Raw genomic sequence first — 21,335 nt, 5'->3', positions numbered from 1 at the left:
TCGTCAGCCCCTTTCCCGTGTCCGTCCCTACTGGCGCCGGGTCGTGGTCTGCGGTGCCACGAACCCGCCGGGGAGCCCGGTCGTGCCGGGGTCCGCGCCGCCGCCCGTGGCGCCTCCGCCCGGCTGGCCGCCGGGCTGGCCGCCGCCGGTGACGCCGCCGTCCGAGGTCGGGGCGCCGGTGGTGCCGTCGGTGGTGGCGGCACCGCCCGTGGTGGTCGGGTCGGCCGGGGTGGTGCCCTGGCTCGGGGTGCCCGTGGTGCCGGCGTTGTCCTGGCCGCCGTCGGCCGGGGTGGTGCCCTGGCTCGGGGTGCCGGTGGTGCCGCCGTTGTCCTGGCCCGCGTCGGTGCCGGGCGAGGTGGAGGGCAGCGTGCTGGGGGCCACGACGTCGGCACCGGCCTGGAGCTCCAGGTCGAAGCCCCGGGCGGGCTTGCCGCGCAGCGCGTCGCGCGTGTACTGCGCCCAGATCTCGGTGGGCGGGCCGCCGCCGTTCATGCGGGGCGCGCCGAGCGCGCCGTACAGCGGCTTGTGCCGCGCGGTCACCGGGTCCTGGCCCATCACGGAGACGACCGTGGCGAGGTCGGGGGTGTAGCCCGCGAACCAGGCGGCGGTGTCCTCCTCGGCGGTGCCGGTCTTGCCCGCGGCCGGTCGGCCGGCGGCCTGCGCGGCCGTGGCGGTGCCGCCCTCGACCACGCTCTTCAGCACGGAGGTGGTGGTGTCGGCGGCCTCACGGCTGACGGCCTGCTTGGTGTGCCGGCCGGGCAGGTCGACCGGGATGTTGTCCTTGCTGATCTTCTCGATGATCGTGTACGTGCCGTGCCGGCCGTGGTTGGCCAGGGTGGCGTACGCCTCGGTCATCTCCAGCACGCTGGCGGTGGCGGTGCCCAGCGCGATGGACGGGGACGGGTACAGGTCCGGGGTGTCGGCGGGGACACCGAGGGCGATCGCGGTCTCCTTGACCTTGGCGCCGGTGACGTCGGCGGCCATCTGCGCGTACACCGAGTTGACCGAGAGGTCGGTGGCCTTGCGGATGGTGATCTTGCCGTACGACCTCTGGTCCTCGTTCTCCGGGGCGTAGGCGCCGCCGCTCCAGCCCTGTACGGGACGCTTGTTGGTGCCGTCGTAGTACGAGTTGGGCGTGATGCGCTGGCCGTCCTGGGTGCTGGAGGCGTTCTGCACCGCCGAGGTGAACACGAACGGCTTGAAGGTGGAGCCGACCTGGAAGTCGCCGCGCGTCGCGCCGTTGGTGTACTGCTGCACGTAGTCGATGCCGCCGTACATCGCGACGATCTTGCCGGTCTTCGGGTCGATCGAGGCGCCGCCCGCGCGGACGTAGCTGTCGGCCTTGCGGTTCTTCTTGTCCAGCAGGGAGATGAGCCGGTCGTCGACGGCCTTGACGAAGGCGTCCTGCTTGGGCTTCTGGATGGTGGTCGTGATGCGGTAACCACCCGCGGCGAGCTGGTCCTTGGTCAGGATGTCGTGGCCGGTGAGGTAGTCCTTGACGGCTTCGACGAGGTAACCGCGCTGGCCGGACATGCCGGTGGAGACGGTCTGCTCCTTCGGCATCGGGAACTTCATGCCGGTGCGCTCGGACTGGGCCAGCCAGCCCTTGGAGACCATGCCGTCCAGGACGTAGTTCCAGCGGGCGAGCGCGGCCGACTTGTTCTCGGGGTGGGCGACGACGTCGTACTCGCTGGGCGCGTTGACCAGCGCGGCGAGGTAGGCGGCGCGGGCCGGGTCGAGGTCGAGGGCGTCACGGCCGTAGTAGGCCTGGGCGGCGGCCTGGATGCCGTAGGCGTTGCGGCCGAAGTAGCTGGTGTTGAGGTAGCCCTCCAGGATGTCGTTCTTCGACTTCTCCCGGTCCAGCTTGATGGAGATGAAGAACTCCTTGGCCTTGCGGCTGACCGTCTGCTCCTGGGCCAGGTAGTAGTTCTTCACGTACTGCTGGGTGATGGTGGAGCCGGACTGCTTGCCCTTGCCGAGGGCCGTGTTCCAGCCCGCGCGGAGCATCGCCTTGGGGTCGACGGCGGACTCGGTGTAGAAGTCGCGGTCCTCGGCGGCCAGGATGGCGTGCTGGGCACCCTTGGAGATCTGGGCGAGGCCGACGTTCTCGCGGTTGATCTCGCCGTCACGGGCGAGCTGGGAGCCGTCCGCGTAGAGGTAGACGGTGGCCTGCTTGGTGGCGAGCGCGTTGGCGGCGGGGATGCGCACCATCGAGTAGCCGAGGAACAGCAGGCCGATGATCACCATCGCGCCGAGCACGAAGGTGCCGAGCACCATGCGCCAGGTGGGGAAGATCCGCCGCCAGCCGGTGCGCTTGGGACGCTTGGGCTTCTTGCCGCCGCCACCGCCGCCGGCGCCGTCACCGCTGCCGCCGGCCCCGCCGTCGCCGCCGCTGACCTGCGGGGTGGCGGTGGACTCGGAGGGGGTGCGGGGCAGGACGGTGGTGGCCGCCGCCGCGGGGGCCGCCTTGGCGGGCGCCGGGGCGGCGGGGGCCGCGCCGGGCTTGCCGCCGGCCTGGGGGGCGTCGCCGGACCGGGGCGCGTTGACCCGGCGCAGGACCTGGGTGCTCTCCGCCGCCGGGGGCGGGTCGTTCTTGACGCGGCGGAGCACCTGGGTGCTCTCGGCCGGCTGCTCGGGCTTCCCGCCCCCGGCAGGGGGCTTGGCGGGCCCGACAGGGGGCTTGGCGCTCCCGGCAGTCGGCTTGGCAGGCCCGGCCGGCGCCTTGACGCGCCGCAGCACCTGCGTGCTCTCGGCCGCCGGGGGCTCCTGCCCACCGGACTTCCCGGCCGCGGCACCGGCACCGGAGGCGGCCGCGGCACCGGAGGCGCTCTGCGGCCGCGCGGAACGCTCGGCACCTTCGGCCCGCTGGGCAGCGCCGGTCCGCTGGGCACCGTCGGTCCGGTCGGCGCGGGGGGTGGGCACGGCGGGCGTCCGCCCGGTCCCGGCCGGCTCCCCCGCCGCCTTCGCGGCGTCCTTCGGCGCCGGGGCGTCCTTGACGCCGGCCGGGCCGTCGGCCTTCGTCTCCCGCTCCGCGCCGGGCTTCCCTCCCGCGGCCAAGGGCGCCGCCGGGCGGGGGGCGTCCGGTGCGGCGGTGTCGCGCGCGGGGACGTTCTCCGTCCGCCCCGGCTTCGCCGGCTCGCGGGCGGCCGGACCCTTCGCGGGTTCGGCCTGCGGTCGCGCTGCTGCGGTCCCCTCAGCCGGCCGAGGTTCGTTCGGCGCCCCGCCCTCGTTCGGCTGCTGCGGCTCGTCGCTCATGTCGTGCACGGACTCCTGTTTCGTCGTACGTTCCCGTACGCCTAGTACGCCTTCTGCGCCCCCTGTTTGAAGACTCTCGCACCTGGCGAACCGTTCCCTGATTCCGGCACGCTTCGGTCACGGAAAACGCGTGGCCGTCAGCGCTGCCGAGGGCTAGGCTCCTGCGCTTCGGTGTCGACAGTCCGAGGAGGTGGACTTGCGTGGGCACTGGACGGTTGTACGTGGCCGTCGCGGCAGGGGGATTCAGACGGTACGCGACCTACCGGACCGCCACTGCGGCAGGGGTGTTCACCAATACGGTCTTCGGGCTCGTCATCGTGTGCACCTACCAGGCCCTGTGGGAGGCCAAGCCGCACTTGGGCGGATATGACCAGACGCAGGCCGTGACCTATGTGTGGCTCGGACAGGCCCTGCTGTCGACGCTGGCGATCGGCGGCGGAGGCATCGAGGAAGAGCTGATGGAGCGCATCCGTACGGGTGACGTCGCGGTCGACCTCTACCGGCCCGCCGACCTCCAACTGTGGTGGCTGGCGGCCGATCTGGGCCGGGCCTGCTTCCAGCTGCTGGGGCGCGGGGTGCTGCCCTTCGCCATCGGGACGTTCTGGTTCCCCGCCTACCTGCCCTCGGACGCGGGGACCTGGGCGGCGCTGCTGGTCACGGTGGCGCTGGCGATGCTCGTCGGCTTCGGCATCCGGTACCTGCTGGCGCTGAGCGCGTTCTGGCTGCTGGACGGCACGGGGATCGCCCGGATCGCCTGGCTGGCCGGGTATTTCTGCTCGGGCATGCTGCTGCCGCTGAACGTCTTCCCGGGCACGCTCGGCGAGGTCGTGCGGGCGCTGCCGTGGTCGTCGCTGCTCCAGGCCCCGGCGGACGTGCTGCTCGGCCGCGCGGACCCCCTGGCCACCTGGCTGTTCCAGGGCGCCTGGGCGGTGGTGCTGCTGGGCGCCGGACGGCTGACGCAGTCGGCGGCGACCCGGCGGGTGGTGGTCCAGGGTGGCTGAGTACGGCCGGGTCCGCGAGGGGGTGCGGGCGTACGGGCTGATCGCCGGGATGTGGGTGCGGTCCACGATGGCGTACCGGACGTCGTTCGTGATGACCACGTTCGGCAACTTCGCGGCGACCTTCTTCGACTTCGTCACCATCATGCTGATGTTCTCCCGCGTGGACTCCCTGGCGGGCTGGTCGCTGCCCGAGGTGGCGTTCCTCTACGGGCTGTCCGGGGTGGCGTTCGGTCTGGCGGACCTGCTGATCGGGTCGATGGACCGGCTCGGGCGCCGGGTGCGCGACGGCACGCTGGACATGCTGCTGGTGCGTCCGGCGCCGGTGCTGGCGCAGGTCGCCGCGGACCGGTTCGCGCTGCGGAGGCTGGGCCGGCTCACCCAGGGGGCGATGGTGCTGGGCTGGTCGCTGAGCCGGCTGGACGTGGACTGGACGCCGTCGAGGCTGCTGCTGATGCCGCTGATGATCGTGGGCGGCTGCGGGATCTTCTGCGCGGTGTTCGTGGCGGGGGCGGCCTTCCAGTTCCTGGCGCAGGACGCCTCGGAGGTGCAGAACGCCTTCACCTACGGCGGTACGACGCTGCTCCAGTACCCGCCGGTGGTGTTCACCGAGGAGCTGGTGCGCGGGGTGACCTTCGTGCTGCCGCTGGCCTTCGTCAACTGGGTGCCCGCCGCCTTTGTGCTGGGGCGCCCGTATCCGCTGGGGCTGCCGGGGTGGGCGGCGTTCGTCTCCCCGCTGGTGGCGCTGGCGTGCTGTGCGCTCGCCGGGCTGGCCTGGCGGGCGGGACTGCGTTCGTACCGGAGCACGGGGAGCTGAACTGATGGCGGACGGCGAGGGGTTCATCGCGCTGGAGAAGGTCGGCAAGGTCTTCGAGGTGCGCAGGAAGACGGGGTTCCTCAAGCGGGAGCGGCGCGAGGTGCGGGCGGTGGACTCGATCTCGTTCGGCGTGGCGCGCGGCGAGATGGTCGGCTACATCGGGCCGAACGGCGCGGGCAAGTCGACCACGATCAAGATGCTGACCGGCATCCTCACCCCCACCTCGGGGCGGCTGCGGGTGGCCGGGATCGACCCCGCGCGGGAGCGGACGAGGCTGGCGCACCGGATCGGGGTGGTGTTCGGGCAGCGCACGACCCTGTGGTGGGACCTGCCGCTGATCGACTCCTACCGGCTCGCGCACCGCATGTACCGCATCCCGGACGCCCGTTACCGCCAGAACCTGGACCGCTGCGTCGAACTCCTGGAACTGGAGGATCTGTTGGACGTGCCCGTCCGGCAGCTCTCGCTGGGCCAGCGGATGCGCGGCGACATCGCGGCCGCCCTGCTGCACGACCCCGAGGTGCTCTACCTGGACGAGCCGACGATCGGCCTGGACGTCGTCTCCAAGGCGAAGGTGCGCGGCTTCCTCAAGGAGCTGAACACCGAGCGCGGCACGACGGTGCTGCTGACCACCCATGACCTCCAGGACATCGAGCAGTTGTGCTCCCGGGTGATGGTGATCGATCACGGCCGTTTGGTGTACGACGGCTCGCTGGCCGGGCTGCACGAGGCCGGGGACGGGGAGCGGACGCTGGTGGTGGACCTGGAGCGGGAGCTGCCGCCGATCGAGGTGCCGTCGGCGCGGGTGGTGCGGGTGGAGGGGCCCCGGCAGTGGCTGGCGTTCCCGGCCGGGCAGTCGGCGGCTCCTCTGGTGGCGCACATCGCGGCCGGGTACCCGCTGGTGGATCTGTCGGTGCGCGAGCCGGACATCGAGGCGGTCATCGCCAAGATGTACGCGGAGAAGGCGGTCTCGTAGTCTGCTGTCATGAGCGACGACGCTGCCCCGGACCGCCGTTCCCCCTCCCCCGTCCCCGACCTGCGCGCCTCCGACGCCGACCGTGAGCGGGTCGTGGAGATCCTGCGCGACGGGCTGGCCGAAGGCCGCCTGGACATGGCGGAGTTCGAGGAACGGCTGGAGTCGGCCTACAAGGCACGCACCTACGGCGAGCTCGCCCCGCTGACCAGCGACCTCCCCGCTCCCGGCGCCGCCGCTCCCCCGGTGTCCTTCATCAAGGAGCCGGTACGGGAGGGGAGTTGGGCGTCCCGGATCGTCGGCGGCGAGGGCACGTCGACCAGTGCGGTGGCGGTGCTGTCCGGGTTCCAGCGCAAGGGGCGCTGGACGATGCCGAAGAAGTTCACCTGCTTCGCGTTCATGGGCGGCGGCGAGATCGACCTGCGCGAGGCGTACTTCGCGGACCGCGAGGTGGAGATCTCCTGCGTGGCCGTGATGGGCGGCCTGGAGGTGATCGTGCCGCCGGGTGTCGAGGTGGTGGTGCGCGGCATCGGCGTGATGGGCGGCTTCGAGCACCTCGACCGGGACGAGCCGGGCGAGCCGGGCGCACCGCGCGTGATCATCAGCGGGTTCGCGTTCTGGGGCGGGGTCGGCGTGGAGCGCAAGCTCACCCGGGCCGAGCGGCAGCGGCTGAAGGAGCGGCGCCGTCAGGACCGGCTCGACCGCCGCGAGGCCCGCGGCGAACTGCGCCGGGGCCGCCGCGAGGGCCGCTGAGCGCTACGGGGTGCAGACCTTGGTGAGTTCGCCGGCCGCGGCGGTGACCGGGGTGACGTCCGGGGTGTTGTCGCCGTTCCTGATGGCGGTGCGGACGTTGGACACGGCCTTCTGAAGGTCGTCCACCGCCTTGTTGACGTCGGCGTCGTCGGTGCGGTCGCCGATCTTGTCGAGGTTCTTCTCGATGGAGTCCAGGGAGGCGTCGGCCTGCGCCGGGTCGTTCGCCGCGTTCTCCACGGCCTGCTGGAGGTCGGTGACGCTGTCGGCGATGGAGTCGGCGGTCTGGACGCAGTCCAGGGCCTTGCTCACGGCGTCGCAGCCGGTGGTGAGCCCCACGGTGAGCGCGGCGGCCGCGACGGCGGCTATGGCGGTGGTACGGCGTCGGCGGCTGGCGGGCATGCGGTGGTCCTCCCCTGGTACGGCTGGCCGGGCGCGCGGGATCGAGCCGCGCGCCCGTACCGTCCAAGACGCCGTCCGCCGGGGCGGGGTTGCCCGTGGGGCCGAGGGTTTTTTGTGTTCCCTTTACCCGGCGGGCCGCCGCTACTCGGGCAGGGTGAGCGCGAGGGCGGCCCGCTGGAACTCGGCGAGTTCGGCGCAGCCGGCCACGCCCAGGTCGAGCAGGGCGTTCAGTTCCTCGCGGGCGAAGGGCTCGGCCTCGGCGGTGCCCTGGATCTCCACGAAGCGGCCGTCACCGGTGCAGACCACGTTCATGTCGGTCTCGGCGCGCACGTCCTCCTCGTAGCAGAGGTCCAGCAGCGGGACGCCGTCCACGATGCCGACCGAGACGGCGCCGACGGTGCCGGTGAGCGGCTGCCGGTTCGCCTTGATCAGCTTCTTGCGCTGGGCCCAGGCGATCGCGTCGGCGAGGGCGACGTAGGCGCCGGTGATGGCGGCGGTGCGGGTGCCGCCGTCGGCCTGGAGGACGTCGCAGTCCAGGACGATGGTGTTCTCGCCGAGCGCCTTGTAGTCGATGACGGCGCGCAGCGAGCGGCCGATCAGGCGGGAGATCTCGTGGGTGCGGCCGCCGATCTTGCCGCGGACGGACTCACGGTCGCCGCGGGTGTTGGTGGAGCGGGGCAGCATGGAGTACTCGGCGGTGACCCAGCCCTCGCCGCTGCCCTTGCGCCAGCGGGGGACGCCTTCGGTGACGCTGGCGGTGCAGAACACCTTGGTGTCGCCGAAGGAGACGAGGACGGAGCCCTCGGCGTGCTTGCTCCAGCCGCGTTCGATGGTGACGGGGCGGAGCTGTTCAGGGGTGCGGCCGTCGATGCGAGACATGCGGATGAGCCTATCGGGAGTGACGCGAGGGGCTCCTCCCCCATGGGAAGAAGCCCCTCGTGCCGGTGAGCGCGAAGCTCACATCATGTCTTCGATCTCCGCGGCGATCGGGTCGGCGTCGGTGCCGATGACGACCTGCACGGCGGTGCCCATGCGCACGACACCGTGGGCGCCGGCGGCCTTCAGGGCGGCGTCGTCGACCAGCGAGGGGTCGTGGACCTCGGTACGGAGGCGGGTGATGCAGCCCTCGACCTCGTCGATGTTGTCGATGCCGCCGAGCCCGGCGACGATCTTCTCAGCCTTGGTGGCCATGTTCCTTCTCCCTGGTCCGAACTGGTCCGAACGAGAACCGTCCGAAGACTGGTCTACACCACCAAGGGGAACCCCACCAAACCGCCTCTCACAACTCGCGGGCCCTGCACACCGTGTAGCCCCTCGGTCGCTGATTTCACGGGTTCCTTATATCCGTGCCATCGTGCTACAACAGGTCTACACCACAAGTGGTGTAGACCACAGACGCTGCCGTCCCCTCCCAGGGTCTCAGGGCGGCGCCCTGCCCATCTGGAGGAAGTTGTGACCACGGCCAGCGCCGCGCCCCCGGCCGAGAACAAGAGGGGCGCCAAGGTGATGGGCGTCCTGCAGCGGATCGGCCGCAGCCTGATGCTGCCGGTCGCGGTGCTCCCCGCCGCCGCCCTCCTGGTGCGGCTCGGCAACACCGACATGCTGGGCGACCCCTCCTTCCCGGCGTTCCTGACCAAGATCGCCTCCTTCATGGCGGCGGGCGGCAACGCGATCCTGGACAACATGCCGCTGCTGTTCGCGGTGGGCATCGCCATCGGCTTCGCCAAGAAGTCGGACGGCTCCACGGCCCTCGCCGCGGTCGTCGGCTACCTGGTCTTCAAGAACGTGCTGGCCACGTTCACCGACAAGAGCCTGCCGAAGGTGGCCACCGCCGTCGACGGCAAGGTCGTCATGGTCGACGCCCCGGTGGACGCCAAGGTCCTCGGCGGCGTGGTGATGGGCATCGTCGTCGCCCTGCTCTACCAGCGCTTCTACCGCACCAAGCTGCCCGACTGGGCCGGCTTCTTCGGCGGCCGCCGCCTGGTGCCGATCCTCTCCGCGCTGGCCGGCCTGCTCATCGGCATCGTCTTCGGCTACATCTGGCCGGTGCTCGGCACCGGTCTGCACAGCTTCGGTGAGTGGCTGGTCGGCTCGGGCGCCGTGGGCGCGGGCATCTTCGGTGTCGCCAACCGGGCGCTGATCCCGATCGGCATGCACCACCTGCTGAACTCGTTCCCGTGGTTCCAGGCGGGCGACTACCAGGGCAAGAGCGGCGACATCGCGCGCTTCCTCGCCGGTGACCCGCACGCGGGCCAGTTCATGACCGGCTTCTTCCCGATCATGATGTTCGCGCTGCCCGCCGCCTGCCTGGCGATCGTGCACTGCGCCCGCCCCGAGCGCCGCAAGGTCGTCGGCGGCATGATGTTCTCCCTCGCGCTGACCTCGTTCGTCACCGGTGTCACCGAGCCGATCGAGTTCACCTTCATGTTCATCGCCCCGGTGCTGTACGCGATCCACGCGGTGCTCACCGGTGTCTCCATGGCGCTGACCTGGTCGCTGGGCATGCGGGACGGCTTCGGCTTCTCGGCCGGCGTGGTGGACTTCGGCCTGAACTGGGGCATCGCGTCCAACCCGCTGGGCCTGATCCTGGTCGGCCTGTGCTTCGCGGTCGTCTACTACGTGGTCTTCCGCTTCGCCATCACCAAGTGGAACCTCCCCACGCCGGGCCGCGAGTCCGACGAGGAACTGGCCGAGCTGCGGAAGGCCGAGGCCAAGTAACCCGGCCGACGTACGCGCAAGGCCCCGGAACCTCTCCAGGTTCCGGGGCCTTCGTCGTGCCCGGGGCCGGTGCCCCGGGGCTGCTACAGCTCGTACGTCATGCGGGGCACCGCCAGCTCCACCCGGCCGGCGAAGGTCTCGCGGGCGTGGGCCAGGTTGACCTGGGGGTCGGTCCACGGCGGGATGTGGGTGAGGACGAGCATCCGGGCGCCCGCGCGGGTGGCGGTCTCCCCGGCCTCGCGGCCGTTGAGGTGCAGGTCCGGGATGTTCTCCTTGCCGTGCGTGAACGCCGCCTCGCACAGGAACAGGTCGGCGTCCCGCGCCAGCTCCTCCAGCGCGCCGCTGACCCCGGTGTCCCCCGAGTACGTCAGGGACCTGCCGCCGTGCTCGATCCGGATCGCGTACGCCTCCACCGGATGCCGCACCCGCTCGGTGTGCACGGTGAACGGGCCGATCTCGAACGTGGACGGCTTGACCGTGTGGAAGTCGAAGACCTCGCTCATCGACGATGCCGAGGGCGTGTCGGCGTAGGCCGTGGTCAGCCGGTGCTCGGTGCCCTCGGGGCCGTACACCGGGATCGGCTCGCAGCGGCCGCCCTCGTGCCGGTAGTACCGGGCGACGAAGTACGCGCACATGTCGATGCAGTGATCGGCGTGCAGATGGCTGAGGAAGATCGCGTCGAGGTCGTAGAGACCGACATGGCGCTGCAGCTCGCCCAGGGCGCCGTTGCCCATGTCGAGAAGCAGCCGGAAGCCGTCGGCCTCGACGAGGTAGCTCGAACAGGCCGATTCCGCGGACGGGAACGACCCCGAGCAGCCGACGACGGTGAGCTTCATGAAACAGAAACCTCCGTTGGCGGAAAAAGGGGTGAGCGAAGAGCGGGAGGGCTGGGTTGTGCGGTTTGTCGAGCGTAAGGCGCGAAAGCGCGGGTCGCTCCTTCGCCAGGGGCCGTTGTGGGCGAACTCACCTGTGCTGTCACCGGTTCGGCTGGACCGGGGGCGCATGGGGACGATTCAGGGGCGCGCGGTGAACCACGCACGCCGTCAACTCCCCTGCGGGGCACCCCACACCGCCGTCGGGGGAGTTGACGGGCCGTCCGCGTCCGGCCGGTCAGCCGACCCGGACGGTCACCTGCCAGCGCTCGTCGCCACGGGTGGAGGTCAGTTCGACGGTGCCGGTCCGCTGCGCGCGGTAGGCGGCGCTGGCGTCGCCCGGCTGGAGGACGAAGCCGGAGTTGATCGCGGTCAGCGCGGCGCCCTCGGCCCGGACCGGCTTCCAGGGGCGGGCCTTGTCGCCGTCGAGGGAGAGCCGCAGCTCACCGCCCTCGGCCAGGCACAGGGTGCGGCCGGAGTCGGCGGCGGTCAGCCGGAGCGCGCTCGCACAGGACTCGCGGGACGGCTTCGGCGACACCGTCCCGCCCGCGTCGCTCCGGTCCGTCCCGCACCCCGCGAGCAGCAGGGCCGCCGCGAGCGCGGCGAGGGCAGGGGCTGTCGTACGGCGCATGGGTCCGCCTCTCCGTCCGGGGCCGGCCGGGACACCGGCACCACTGGTACCGGTGTGACGCGCGACCGCCCTGGACGGCTCCCGCGGGGGGCCTCAGGCCCAGAGCTGGCCTTGCAGGGTCTCGACGGCCTCTTCGGTGGTGGCCGCCGTGTAGACCCCGGTGGAGAGGTACTTCCAGCCGCCGTCGGCGACGACGAAGGCGATGTCCGCGCTCTCCCCCGCCTTGACCGCCTTGCGGCCCACCCCGAGTGCCGCGTGCAGCACCGCGCCGGTGGAGACGCCCGCGAAGATGCCCTCCTGCTGGAGGAGTTCGCGGGTGCGGGCCACCGCGTCCGCCGAGCCGACGGAGAAGCGGGTGGTGAGCACGGAGGCGTCGTACAGCTCGGGCACGAAGCCCTCGTCGAGGTTGCGCAGGCCGTACACCAGGTCGTCGTAGCGCGGCTCGGCGGCGACGATCTTCACGTCCGGCTTCTGCTCGCGCAGGTAGCGGCCGACGCCCATCAGGGTGCCCGTGGTGCCGAGGCCCGCGACGAAGTGGGTGACGGAGGGCAGGTCGGCCAGGATCTCCGGGCCGGTCGTGGCGTAGTGGGCGCCCGCGTTGTCGGGGTTGCCGTACTGGTAGAGCATCACCCAGTCCGGGTGCTCCGCGGCCAGTTCCTTGGCGACCCGGACGGCGGTGTTGGAGCCGCCGGCGGCCGGGGACGGGATGATCTCCGCGCCCCACATGCCGAGCAGGTCGCGGCGCTCGCGGGAGGTGTTCTCCGGCATCACGCACACCATGCGGTAGCCCTTGAGCTTGGCGGCCATGGCGAGGGAGATGCCGGTGTTGCCGGAGGTGGGCTCCAGGATCGTGCAGCCCGGGGTGAGCCGGCCGTCCTTCTCCGCCTGCTCGATCATGTGCAGGGCGGGCCGGTCCTTGACGGAGCCGGTCGGATTGCGGTCCTCCAGCTTGGCCCAGATCCGGACGTCGGGGGACGGCGAGAGCCGCGGCAGGCGCACCAGAGGGGTGTTGCCCACCGCGGCCAGCGGGGAGTCGTAACGCATGGGAGCGCTGCGGCCGATCAGGCCATGCCGCCGGCCACGGCCGGCAGGATGGTCACGGTGTCGCCGTCCGACAGCTTGGTGTCGATGCCGTCGACGAAGCGGACGTCCTCGTCGTTCAGGTAGACGTTGACGAAGCGGCGCAGCTTTCCGCCGTCCACCACGCGGTCCTGGATGCCCGCGTGCCGGGTCTCGAGGTCGGCGAACAGGTCGGCGAGGGTCTCCCCGGCGCCTTCGACCGCCTTCTGGCCGTCGGTGTACTGGCGGAGGATGGTCGGGATGCGGACCTCGATGGCCATGGTTGCGGGCTCCTGTTCGAAGGTGTTCGTCGGGGCTGCGGCTCGGTACGTCAGCAGAAGGCGCGCACCACTGTCAGAACCATGGGCTCATCGTATCGATTCCCGGTCCACCGACCGGAATCCCGTCCCGGATGCCGGACGGTTTCCGACCGGAGAGTGGGATCAGTACGCCTCGACGACCTCGACCTCCTCCTCGGTGACCTCACCGTCCAGGATGCGGAACGACCGGAACTGGAAGTCGCCGAGGCCGTCGGCGTCCGCCGTGGAGACCAGCACGTAGTGCGCGCCGGGCTCGTTCGCGTAGCCGATGTCGGTGCGGGAGGGGTACGCCTCGGTCGCGGTGTGGGAGTGGTAGATGACCACCGGCTCCTCGTCGCGGTCGTCCATCTCGCGGTAGAGCTTCAGCAGGTCCTGGGAGTCGAACTCGTAGAACGTGGGCGAGCGCGCGGCGTTCAGCATCGGGATGAAGCGCTCGGGGCGCCCGGCGCCCTCCGGCCCGGCCACCACTCCGCACGCCTCGTCGGGGTGGTCCGCGCGCGCGTGGGCGACGATCCGGTCGTGCAGGTCCTTGGTGATGGTCAGCATGCGGGCCAGGATAGGGGGACGGGCCGTCCCGTACCGCAGTGCGGTACGGGACGGCCCGCATGGCGGACGCCCTGAGCGGCGGCCGCCGGGGGTGCCACGAGTACTCCCGGCGGCCAGGCGTCCTCGATGGCCCTTTGTGGCGGGTCTAGCCCACCTTCTCCAGCGCCGGCTCGTCACGCTCGTCGCTCTGCGGCGTGCGGGACTTCATGATCTGCCAGCCGATCCCGAGCGCGACGGCCCAGACGGCCATGACGTACAGGCAGACGCGGGAGTCGGCATCGTACGCGATGATGCCGGTGACGAAGAGCAGGAAGACGATGGCGACGTAGGAGAAGACCGAGCCGCCGGGCGCCGGGAAGGACGAGGCGGGCAGCTTGCCCGCGACGACCGCGCGGCGGTAGAGCACGTGGCTGATGAGGATCATCAGCCAGGTCCAGATGCCCGCGGCGGTGGCGACCGAGGTGACGTAGCCGAACGCCTTCTCCGGGACGACGTAGTTCAGCACCACGCCGATGCCCATGAACAGCACCGAGACGGTGATGCCGAGCGCCGGGGTCTTGGTGGAGGAGAGCTTGGCGAAGACGCGCGGGGCCTCGCCGTTGTCCGCCAGGGTGCGCAGCATGCGGCCCGTGGAGTACATGCCGGAGTTGCAGGAGGACAGCGCGGCGGTGAGGACGACGAAGTTCACGATGCCGGCGCCGGCCGGGATGCCGATCATGGCGAACGCCTTCACGAACGGGCTGACGCCCGGCGCGAACTCGGTCCACTTGACCACGCAGAGGATGACGGTGAGGGCACCGACGTAGAACAGCGCGATGCGCCAGGGCAGGGTGTTGATCGCCTTGGGCAGCGTCTTCTCCGGGTCCTCGGACTCGCCGGCGGTGACGCCGACCAGCTCGACCGCGAGGTAGGCGAACATGACGCCCTGGAGCGTCATCAGCGAGGAGCCGACGCCCTTGGGGAAGAAGCCGTCGAACTGGTAGAGGTTCGCCACCGAGGCGGTGTCACCGGCGGCGCTGAAGCCGAAGGTCAGCACGCCGAGGCCGATGACGATCATGCCGATCAGGGCGGTGACCTTGACCATCGAGAACCAGAACTCCAGCTCACCGAAGAGCTTCACGGAGATCAGGTTGACGCCGAACAGGACCACCAGGAAGACCAGCGCCGTGACCCACTGCGGGACGGCCGGGAACCAGTAGTTGACGTAGATCGCGGCGGCCGTCAGCTCGGCCATGCCGGTGACGACCCACATCAGCCAGTACGTCCAGCCGGTGAAGTAGCCGAAGAACGGGCCGAGGAACTCGCGCGAGTACTCGGCGAACGAGCCGGAGACCGGGCGGTAGAGCAGCAGCTCGCCCAGGGCTCGCATGATGAAGAAGATGATCGCGCCCGCGAGCGCGTACATGAGGATGAGGCTGGGACCCGCCTTGGCGATGTTCGCCCCGGCGCCCAGGAACAGGCCCACTCCGACGGCGCCACCGATGGCGATCATCTGGACCTGACGGCTGCCGAGCCCTCGCTCGTACCCCTCTTCAGGAGCTTCGGTGACCTTCTCAGAGGCCATGGTGGTGCGCCTTTCTCCATGCCGACCCGTGGCCTTCGCTCGGCCTCGGATCGGGTCTCGATCCCCCCGGAACTGATGGAGTGAGCAGGTCAGCGACCCGCTCGTTGCCTGGCCGGCGGTCGCCGGCTCGGTGGCGCACCCGGCCGAACATGGGTGGTGTTCGCCGGGCGATCGTGCAGATTTATCACGACCGCAATATTGAGCAAAGAGGCGTCCACGGGGGCCTTGTGGCGCACGACACAGGAAGAACCGGACAAAGTGCGACCAAACGCGGCAAAAGCGGCCGCAACGGTGACGCGATCGTTATCCGGAGTTGAGCGTCCTCTGAGCGAACAGGAAAATCACTCCTTGTCCGCCCCTTTCGGACACGCCCTACGGCATCAGGGTCGAGACCAGGGTCTCCTGGAGGCCGCCGAGCCAGAGATAGGCGAGCACCATGGGCTTGCGCGGGTCGTCGTCCGGGAGGCGGTAGAGCGGGTCGGTGTCGTCCTCGTCGGAGATCTCCAGCCGGGAACCGATCGCCAGGCGCAGGTCGTTCAGGGCGCCGAGCCACTGCCGGGACCCCTCCGGGGACAGTTCGAGCACCGCCTCGCCGCCCTCGGCCGAGGACGCGATCCTGTCCAGGGTGCGGATGACCGCCAGGGCGTTCTCCCGCTTGCCGGCCCGCAGGTCGTTCTCGGTGTAGCGGCGGAACTCGGCGGAGTGCGCGCGCCGCTCCTCGGCCTCGACGGGATCGCCCGGCTCGTGCGCGGGGTCGGTGTAGGCGTCGGGGAAGAGCCTGCGCAGCACCGGGTCGGCGGGCGGCTCGCTGGGGCCCTCGGCGAACAGCTGGGCGAGCGGGTCCTCGCCGGCGTCCTCGGCGGGGCCGGGTCCGATCAGCTCCAGGAGCTGCACGGCCAGCGAGCGGATGATGGAGATCTCGACCTCGTCGAGCGCGACGGCCGCGCCGCCGCCGGGGAGCGGTTCGAAGTGTCCGGGCATCAGTGTCGGTTTACTTCCGGTCCTGCTGGAGGGTGGCCCACAGTCCGTAGCCGTGCATCGCCTGCACGTCGCGCTCCATCTCCTCGCGGCTCCCGCTGGAGACGACCGCCCGGCCCTTGTGGTGGACGTCGAGCATGAGCTCGGTGGCCTTGTCCTTGGAGTAGCCGAAGTACGACTGGAAGACGTAGGTCACATAGCTCATGAGGTTGACCGGATCATTGTGGACGATCGTGATCCAGGGGACGTCCGGCTCGGGTACGGCGAAGGTCTCCTCCGCCGGTTCGGTGCGTTCGATCTCTACGGGCGCGGGTGACGTCACACCGCCATGCTGCCACGCGGCCCTGAAATCGTCACACTGACGAAATGGGAGTACGCTTCATCGTCATGAACACAGCGGACCTTGGGCTGCCGGTCGAAGTCCCGTCGACGGCGCTCTTCACGGACCAGTACGAGCTGACCATGCTGCAAGCCGCCCTGAAGGCCGGGACGGCCGAGCGGCACAGCGTGTTCGAGGTCTTCACCCGGCGGCTGCCGCACGGCCGCCGCTACGGGGTGGTGGCGGGCACCGGACGGGTGCTGGACGCGGTGGCGAACTTCCGCTTCGACGCCGGGATGCTGGCCTTCCTCCGCGAGCGGGGGATCGTCGACGAGGCCACCCTGACGTGGCTGGCGGACTACCGCTTCCAGGGCGACATCTGGGGCTACCCGGAGGGCGAGGTCTACTTCCCCGGCTCGCCGCTGCTGCGGGTCGAGGGCAGCTTCGCGGAGTGCGTGCTGCTGGAGACGGTGATCCTCTCCATCCTCAACCACGACTCGGCCATCGCGGCCGCCGCCTCCCGGATGTCCTCCGCCGCGGGCGGCCGGCCGCTGATCGAGATGGGTGCCCGCCGCACCCACGAGCTGGCCGCCGTCGCCGCGGCCCGCGCGGCCTACGTGGGCGGTTTCGCCACCACCTCCGACCTCGCGGCGGGCTTCCGGTACGGCATCCCGACCGTGGGGACCTCCGCGCACGCCTTCACCCTGCTGCACGACCGGGAGCGGGACGCCTTCCGCGCCCAGGTCGACGCCCTCGGCGCGGACACCACCCTGCTGGTGGACACCTACGACGTCGCGGAGGCCGTCCGCACGGCGGTGGAGGTGGCCGGGCCCGGGCTGGGCGCGGTGCGCATCGACTCCGGCGACCTGCTGCTGGTCGCGCACCGGGTGCGGCAGCAGCTGGACGAGCTGGGGGCGCGGGACACCCGGATCGTGGTCACCTCCGACCTGGACGAGTACGCCATCGCCTCGCTGGCGGCGGCGCCGGTGGACGCGTACGGGGTGGGCACCCAGCTGGTCACCGGCTCGGGGCATCCGACCTGCTCGATGGTCTACAAGCTGGTCGCCCGCGCCGAGTCCGCCGACGCCTCGGCGCCGCTGGTGCCGGTGGCGAAGAAGTCCACCGGCGGCAAGACCTCCATCGGCGGCCGCAAGTGGGCGGCGCGGCGGCTGGACCGGTACGGGGTCGCGGAGGCGGAGGTCGTGGGCACCGGGCCGGTGCCGGACGAGCTGGCCGACCGGCAGCTGCTGGTGGAGCTGGTCAAGGGCGGCGAGGTCGTCGCGCGTGAGCCGCTGGACGCGGCGCGTGAGCGGCACATCGCGGCGCGGGGGAACCTCCCGCTGTCCGCCACCCAGCTCTCGCGGGGGGAACCCGTCATTCCGACGGAGTACCTCCACCTGCCCTCGGGTAGCTAGAGCGGGAGCGGCGTACGCCCCTCCTCACGCCCCCTCCCGCCGGAGGCCGGAAGTCTCTAGGCTCGATTCCTTGGACCCCACTCGAAGGACACCACCATGCGCCGCGCGTTGATCGTCGTAGATGTGCAGAACGACTTCTGCGAGGGGGGCAGCCTCGCGGTGGCCGGTGGGGCCGACGTGGCCGCCGCGATCACGGAGCTGATCGGCCAGGCGGCCGGGTCCGGCTACCGGCACGTGGTGGCCACCCGTGACCACCACATCGCACCGGGCGGTCACTTCGCCGACAACCCGGACTACGTCCACTCCTGGCCCGCGCACTGCGTCGCGGGCACGGAGGGGGTGGGCTTCCACCCGAACTTCGCCCCGGCGGTCGCCTCCGGCGCGGTCGACGCGGTCTTCGACAAGGGCGCGTACTCGGCCGCCTACAGCGGGTTCGAGGGCACCGACGAGAACGGCCGCTCCCTGGCGGAGTGGCTGCGCGAGCGGGGCGTGGAGGAGGTCGACGTGGTCGGCATCGCCACGGACCACTGCGTACGGGCCACCGCCCTGGACGCGGCCCGCGAGGGCTTCCGCACCCACGTCCTGCTGGAACTGACGGCGGGCGTGGCCCAGGAGACGACGGCCCGCGCACTGGAGTCCCTCCGCGAAGCAGGAGTCCAGCTCACGGGCAAGCCGGTCGTGAACGCCTAGCCCCACCCTGCGGACCCGCCGTGCCCGGCGTCTATCGCGGAACCGCAGAGGATCGCAGTGCTCGGATGGGGCGCCACAAGCCCGTGCCCTCCGTCGGGGCCGTGCGCCATATGAGCCCGTCGGGGTGGTGGAGGACGGCGGTCACCTCGTCCGGGGTGGGCGGGGCCGCGTTGCCCCGCAGGTAGATCGACCACAGGCCGAGATTCCGCAGCCGGGTGAGCGCCCTCGCACGATTCCCCGCGTGCACGAGGACCCGTACCCCGGCGGAGCCGTGCGGCAGGTTCACGGCCACCACGACCGTCCCGTTCGGCAGCTTGCAGAATCCTCCTGCGGCCATGCGGTCACATCCTCGTCCGGGTAGGTGTCAATAAGCGATCCACAGGACGCACCTAAACACGATCGGCGGCGACCCGCTAGGGGGTCACCGCCGATACGTCTCTGACCTGCGAAGATTCCGCTTACTTCACCGCAGGGCCGACTTCGAGCTCGATCGTGGAGCCGTCGTCCGCCTGCTTCTTGATCTTGATCTTGGTGTTGGTGTCAGTGATCTTGACGCCGCCGGTGGGGTTCGACGGGTCCCAGTACGTGTGGGTGCGGTCGTTGAAGACCGACACCCCGTTCTGCGCCTTGATCTTCGTCGCGGCGCCCGCCTTGTGCAGCGTGATGCCGTCCGTCGGATCGAGCGAGAAGGGCGAGTCGTACGCCTGCATCCGGTTGCGCAGCAGCGTCCCGTCGGACCACTTCAGCGCCTTCGGGTGGGCGTCGATGGGCAGGATCAGACCGGTGCCCGGGTGCGCGTCGGCGTTGGTGTTGTTGTCCGCCTGGGAGGTGTCCCACTTCCAGATCAACAGGCCGTCCTGGTACGGGTAGTGCTCCACCCAGTCGGGCCGGTCGGTGCCGGTGTAACCGAAGTTGTACGGGCCGACCTTCAGCGTCTTGTCGTACGACACGTACTGGCGGTTCTCCGCGAGGTAGTACTGCTTGTAGTCCTTGGTGAAGGACGCGCCGATGCGGGAGAACCCGGTCGCGGCCCAAGCGGCGTCCGCCGTCTCGGCGTTGTCGGAGAACAGCGCCCCACCGTCCGCGGTGACCGTGATCTCGTCGGCCGCGAAGCCCTTGAGGGCGACCCCGCCGTCGGTCTGGTAGCGGAAGCGGAGCTGGATCTTCTTGCCCGCGTAGGCGTCCAGCGAGTACGACAGCTTCTTGTAGCCGTCGAGCGTGCCGGTCAGCGCGGGCTTGTCGGAGCCGTCGCGCGGGATCGGCTGCCCGTCCACCGTGCCGTCCAGGGCGGTCCAGTTGGCACCGTCCGCGGAGACCTCGGCGTAGAGGTAGTCGTAGCCGGCCTCGATGTCGTACCAGCCGTCCAGGCCGAGCGTGGCCTTGGACTTGCCGGTCAGGTCGACCGAACGGGTCAGCGTGTTCTTGAGGTTGTCACCGCTGCCGCTCCACCACTGGGTCGCGCCCTGGGCGGGGGTGACGATCTCGGTCTTGACGGCCTTGTCCGGCAGCGAGACCAGCAGGGCCTGGCGGTACTTGGTGTTGTACTCCGCGAGACCGAGCTTGTGCCAGGAGGAGACGCCCGCCTTGGCGGTGTCGTACGTCAGCCAGCCGAGCTGCAGCTTGTCCCAGGCGTTCATGTCGCCGGGCAGGTCGCCGATGGCCTCCTTGCCCGTGCCGAGCCAGGAGCCGGAGGACATCAGGGTCCAGAAACCGGTGGAGTTGTCGCCGCCGGCGGTGTCGTACTCGTCCGGCAGACCGAGGTCGTGGCCGTACTCGTGGGCGAAGACGCCGAGTCCGCCGTTCTCCGGCTGGATGGTGTAGTCGCCGACCCAGACACCGGTGTCGCCGACCGGGGCGCCGCCGAGCTTGTTGCCCGTGGGGCCGGTCGCGCCCGCGTCGGTGCCGAACGCGTACCAGCGGTGCGCCCAGATGGCGTTCTCGCCCTCGGCGCCGCCACCCGCGGACTCGTCCTCACCGGCGTGCACGATCTGGAAGTGGTCGACGTAGCCGTCCGGCTCGTTGAAGTTGCCGTCGCCGTCGAAGTCGTAGCGGTCCCACTGGTCGTACTGGGCCAGGTCCGCCTTGATGGCCGCGTCGGTCTTGCCGGCCGCCTTCTGCCCGGCGACCCAGGACTTCAGGCCGTCGCTGACGACGTTCCACACGCTGGTGCAGTTGGTCTGACCGCAGGCGTTGTTGCCGTAACGGGCCTCGTTGAAGGGGACCTTGACCCAGTCGGAGACCTCGCCGTCGACCGAGTAGCGGCCCGAGGACTGCTTCTCGTAGTACTTCTTCAGGGACTCGGTCTTGGCACCGGTGCCGAAGTAGAGGTCCTGGTAGTGCTTCTGGTTGTAATCCGCCTGCCAGGCCGTGGAGTTGTCCTTCTTGCGGTCCGGCGCGGCGATCTTGTTGTGCAGCGGGCCGGGGGTGCCGCCGAACTTCGGGTCGGTCTGGTCCCCGAACTCCACCAGGATGGTGAAGATCTTGTCGGTCTTCTCCCGGCTCAGCTCGACGTACTTGCTGTCGCCCTTCTTGCTCTGGAGCTGGACGACCTTGGAACCGTTGCGCTCCTTCGCCTCGGCCTTGCCGGCGATGAGCTGGTTCAGGGCCTCCTGGCGCTGAGCGTCCTGGGTCTTGCTCAGCGGGCCGTCGAGGTCGTGCTCCCGCTGTCCGGCCGGGGCCGGGTCGTGCCGGTTCTCGGCCGCCGGGCGGGCCATCGTGCCGGCCTCGGCCACGGCGAACGTGGCGAATCCGGCGGACGACGCCGCGAGGGCCACGCCTATCGCCGCGGCTCTGAACGTCCAGGGTCTGCTGGTCACTTGATTTCCTCCCCCGCGCCGCGCGCACGGCAGGAGGGTTCCGGACCTTGGAAGATTCCGTGCGCGCACGATCAACGCGTGTAGTCAAGTGCCGTAATTTGACTAGAGGTTCAGCGGAAAAGACAGACCTTGACTTGTGCAGGACAACTGCACTATGCGGAGTGGGCGTTCGCTTTGCGGACAGCCGCTTCCACTGAACGGGCGCGTGCATC

The 21,335-nt window shown here is 70.6% G+C and carries 21 protein-coding genes; 7 read left to right on the top strand and 14 right to left on the bottom strand.

What is annotated here, in order from left to right; all coding sequences use genetic code 11:
- Window positions 1-27 precede the first annotated feature (27 nt).
- Complete coding sequence (locus tag ABZ898_RS08145; protein ID WP_361654701.1) at window positions 28-2,739, bottom strand: transglycosylase domain-containing protein; 2,712 nt, start codon at window positions 2,737-2,739, stop codon at window positions 28-30.
- 716 nt (window positions 2,740-3,455) lie between these two features.
- Here ABZ898_RS08145 and ABZ898_RS08140 point away from each other — a divergent pair.
- The 4 genes from ABZ898_RS08140 to ABZ898_RS08125 are packed head-to-tail and all read left to right on the top strand — an operon-like array spanning window position 3,456 to window position 6,796.
- Complete coding sequence (locus tag ABZ898_RS08140) at window positions 3,456-4,256, top strand: ABC-2 family transporter protein (RefSeq protein ID WP_361654147.1); 801 nt, start codon at window positions 3,456-3,458, stop codon at window positions 4,254-4,256.
- A 49-nt stretch (window positions 4,257-4,305) separates the two neighbouring features.
- The gene (locus tag ABZ898_RS08135) at window positions 4,306-5,070 is read left to right on the top strand and encodes an ABC transporter permease (protein WP_361654698.1); all 765 of its coding nucleotides are present in this window, start codon (window positions 4,306-4,308) and stop codon (window positions 5,068-5,070) included.
- Window positions 5,071-5,074: 4 nt separating this feature from the next.
- Window positions 5,075-6,046, top strand: coding sequence for an ATP-binding cassette domain-containing protein (locus tag ABZ898_RS08130; RefSeq protein ID WP_361654144.1), 972 nt, complete (start codon window positions 5,075-5,077; stop codon window positions 6,044-6,046).
- 9 nt (window positions 6,047-6,055) lie between these two features.
- The gene (locus ABZ898_RS08125) at window positions 6,056-6,796 is read left to right on the top strand and encodes a DUF1707 domain-containing protein (RefSeq protein ID WP_361654141.1); all 741 of its coding nucleotides are present in this window, start codon (window positions 6,056-6,058) and stop codon (window positions 6,794-6,796) included.
- Between the two features lie 3 nt (window positions 6,797-6,799).
- On the opposite strand, the gene ABZ898_RS08120 is transcribed toward ABZ898_RS08125, so the two are convergent.
- From ABZ898_RS08120 to ABZ898_RS08110, 3 genes are all read right to left on the bottom strand, one after another.
- Window positions 6,800-7,195, bottom strand: a complete 396-nt coding sequence (locus ABZ898_RS08120) for a hypothetical protein (RefSeq protein ID WP_361654138.1) — start codon at window positions 7,193-7,195, stop codon at window positions 6,800-6,802.
- 141 nt (window positions 7,196-7,336) lie between these two features.
- Window positions 7,337-8,074, bottom strand: a complete 738-nt coding sequence (rph, locus tag ABZ898_RS08115; RefSeq protein WP_361654135.1) for a ribonuclease PH — start codon at window positions 8,072-8,074, stop codon at window positions 7,337-7,339.
- Window positions 8,075-8,152: 78 nt separating this feature from the next.
- Entirely contained in the window at window positions 8,153-8,386 is a 234-nt protein-coding gene (locus ABZ898_RS08110; RefSeq protein ID WP_361654132.1) for a PTS glucose/sucrose transporter subunit IIB, read from the bottom strand.
- 261 nt (window positions 8,387-8,647) lie between these two features.
- Between ABZ898_RS08110 and ABZ898_RS08105 the strand changes: the two genes are divergently transcribed.
- Complete coding sequence (locus ABZ898_RS08105; protein WP_361654129.1) at window positions 8,648-9,913, top strand: PTS transporter subunit EIIC; 1,266 nt, start codon at window positions 8,648-8,650, stop codon at window positions 9,911-9,913.
- Between the two features lie 83 nt (window positions 9,914-9,996).
- On the opposite strand, the gene ABZ898_RS08100 is transcribed toward ABZ898_RS08105, so the two are convergent.
- From ABZ898_RS08100 to clpS, 8 genes are all read right to left on the bottom strand, one after another.
- Window positions 9,997-10,749 carry an MBL fold metallo-hydrolase gene (locus ABZ898_RS08100; protein WP_361654126.1) on the bottom strand — a complete coding sequence of 251 codons (753 nt, stop codon included), beginning with the start codon at window positions 10,747-10,749 and terminating at the stop codon, window positions 9,997-9,999.
- 274 nt (window positions 10,750-11,023) lie between these two features.
- Window positions 11,024-11,416 carry a hypothetical protein gene (locus ABZ898_RS08095; RefSeq protein WP_361654123.1) on the bottom strand — a complete coding sequence of 131 codons (393 nt, stop codon included), beginning with the start codon at window positions 11,414-11,416 and terminating at the stop codon, window positions 11,024-11,026.
- A gap of 93 nt (window positions 11,417-11,509) precedes the next feature.
- Window positions 11,510-12,460, bottom strand: coding sequence for a cysteine synthase (locus ABZ898_RS08090; RefSeq protein WP_361654120.1), 951 nt, complete (start codon window positions 12,458-12,460; stop codon window positions 11,510-11,512).
- A 17-nt stretch (window positions 12,461-12,477) separates the two neighbouring features.
- Window positions 12,478-12,756 carry a MoaD/ThiS family protein gene (locus ABZ898_RS08085; RefSeq protein ID WP_361654117.1) on the bottom strand — a complete coding sequence of 93 codons (279 nt, stop codon included), beginning with the start codon at window positions 12,754-12,756 and terminating at the stop codon, window positions 12,478-12,480.
- A gap of 162 nt (window positions 12,757-12,918) precedes the next feature.
- Window positions 12,919-13,341, bottom strand: a complete 423-nt coding sequence (locus tag ABZ898_RS08080) for a M67 family metallopeptidase (RefSeq protein ID WP_361654114.1) — start codon at window positions 13,339-13,341, stop codon at window positions 12,919-12,921.
- A 145-nt stretch (window positions 13,342-13,486) separates the two neighbouring features.
- The gene (locus ABZ898_RS08075; protein ID WP_361654111.1) at window positions 13,487-14,905 is read right to left on the bottom strand and encodes an amino acid permease; all 1,419 of its coding nucleotides are present in this window, start codon (window positions 14,903-14,905) and stop codon (window positions 13,487-13,489) included.
- Window positions 14,906-15,277: 372 nt separating this feature from the next.
- Window positions 15,278-15,886, bottom strand: coding sequence for a DUF2017 domain-containing protein (locus ABZ898_RS08070; protein WP_361654108.1), 609 nt, complete (start codon window positions 15,884-15,886; stop codon window positions 15,278-15,280).
- Between the two features lie 10 nt (window positions 15,887-15,896).
- Window positions 15,897-16,205, bottom strand: coding sequence for an ATP-dependent Clp protease adapter ClpS (clpS, locus tag ABZ898_RS08065; RefSeq protein WP_361654105.1), 309 nt, complete (start codon window positions 16,203-16,205; stop codon window positions 15,897-15,899).
- A gap of 65 nt (window positions 16,206-16,270) precedes the next feature.
- Here clpS and ABZ898_RS08060 point away from each other — a divergent pair, with 65 nt between their 5' ends.
- Window positions 16,271-17,617: a nicotinate phosphoribosyltransferase gene (locus ABZ898_RS08060; RefSeq protein ID WP_361654102.1), complete on the top strand. Its 1,347-nt coding sequence runs from the start codon at window positions 16,271-16,273 to the stop codon at window positions 17,615-17,617.
- A gap of 96 nt (window positions 17,618-17,713) precedes the next feature.
- Window positions 17,714-18,307, top strand: coding sequence for an isochorismatase family protein (locus ABZ898_RS08055; protein ID WP_361654100.1), 594 nt, complete (start codon window positions 17,714-17,716; stop codon window positions 18,305-18,307).
- A gap of 31 nt (window positions 18,308-18,338) precedes the next feature.
- Here ABZ898_RS08055 and ABZ898_RS08050 read toward each other — a convergent pair whose 3' ends face one another.
- Both ABZ898_RS08050 and ABZ898_RS08045 read right to left on the bottom strand, forming a co-directional pair.
- Window positions 18,339-18,644: a hypothetical protein gene (locus ABZ898_RS08050; RefSeq protein ID WP_361654098.1), complete on the bottom strand. Its 306-nt coding sequence runs from the start codon at window positions 18,642-18,644 to the stop codon at window positions 18,339-18,341.
- 121 nt (window positions 18,645-18,765) lie between these two features.
- Window positions 18,766-21,123: an immune inhibitor A domain-containing protein gene (locus ABZ898_RS08045; RefSeq protein ID WP_361654095.1), complete on the bottom strand. Its 2,358-nt coding sequence runs from the start codon at window positions 21,121-21,123 to the stop codon at window positions 18,766-18,768.
- Window positions 21,124-21,335 lie beyond the last annotated feature (212 nt).

Source organism: Streptomyces sp. NPDC046860, assembly GCF_040645115.1.
Lineage (GTDB): Bacteria > Actinomycetota > Actinomycetes > Streptomycetales > Streptomycetaceae > Streptomyces.
This window is presented reverse-complemented; position numbering and strand designations above follow the sequence as displayed.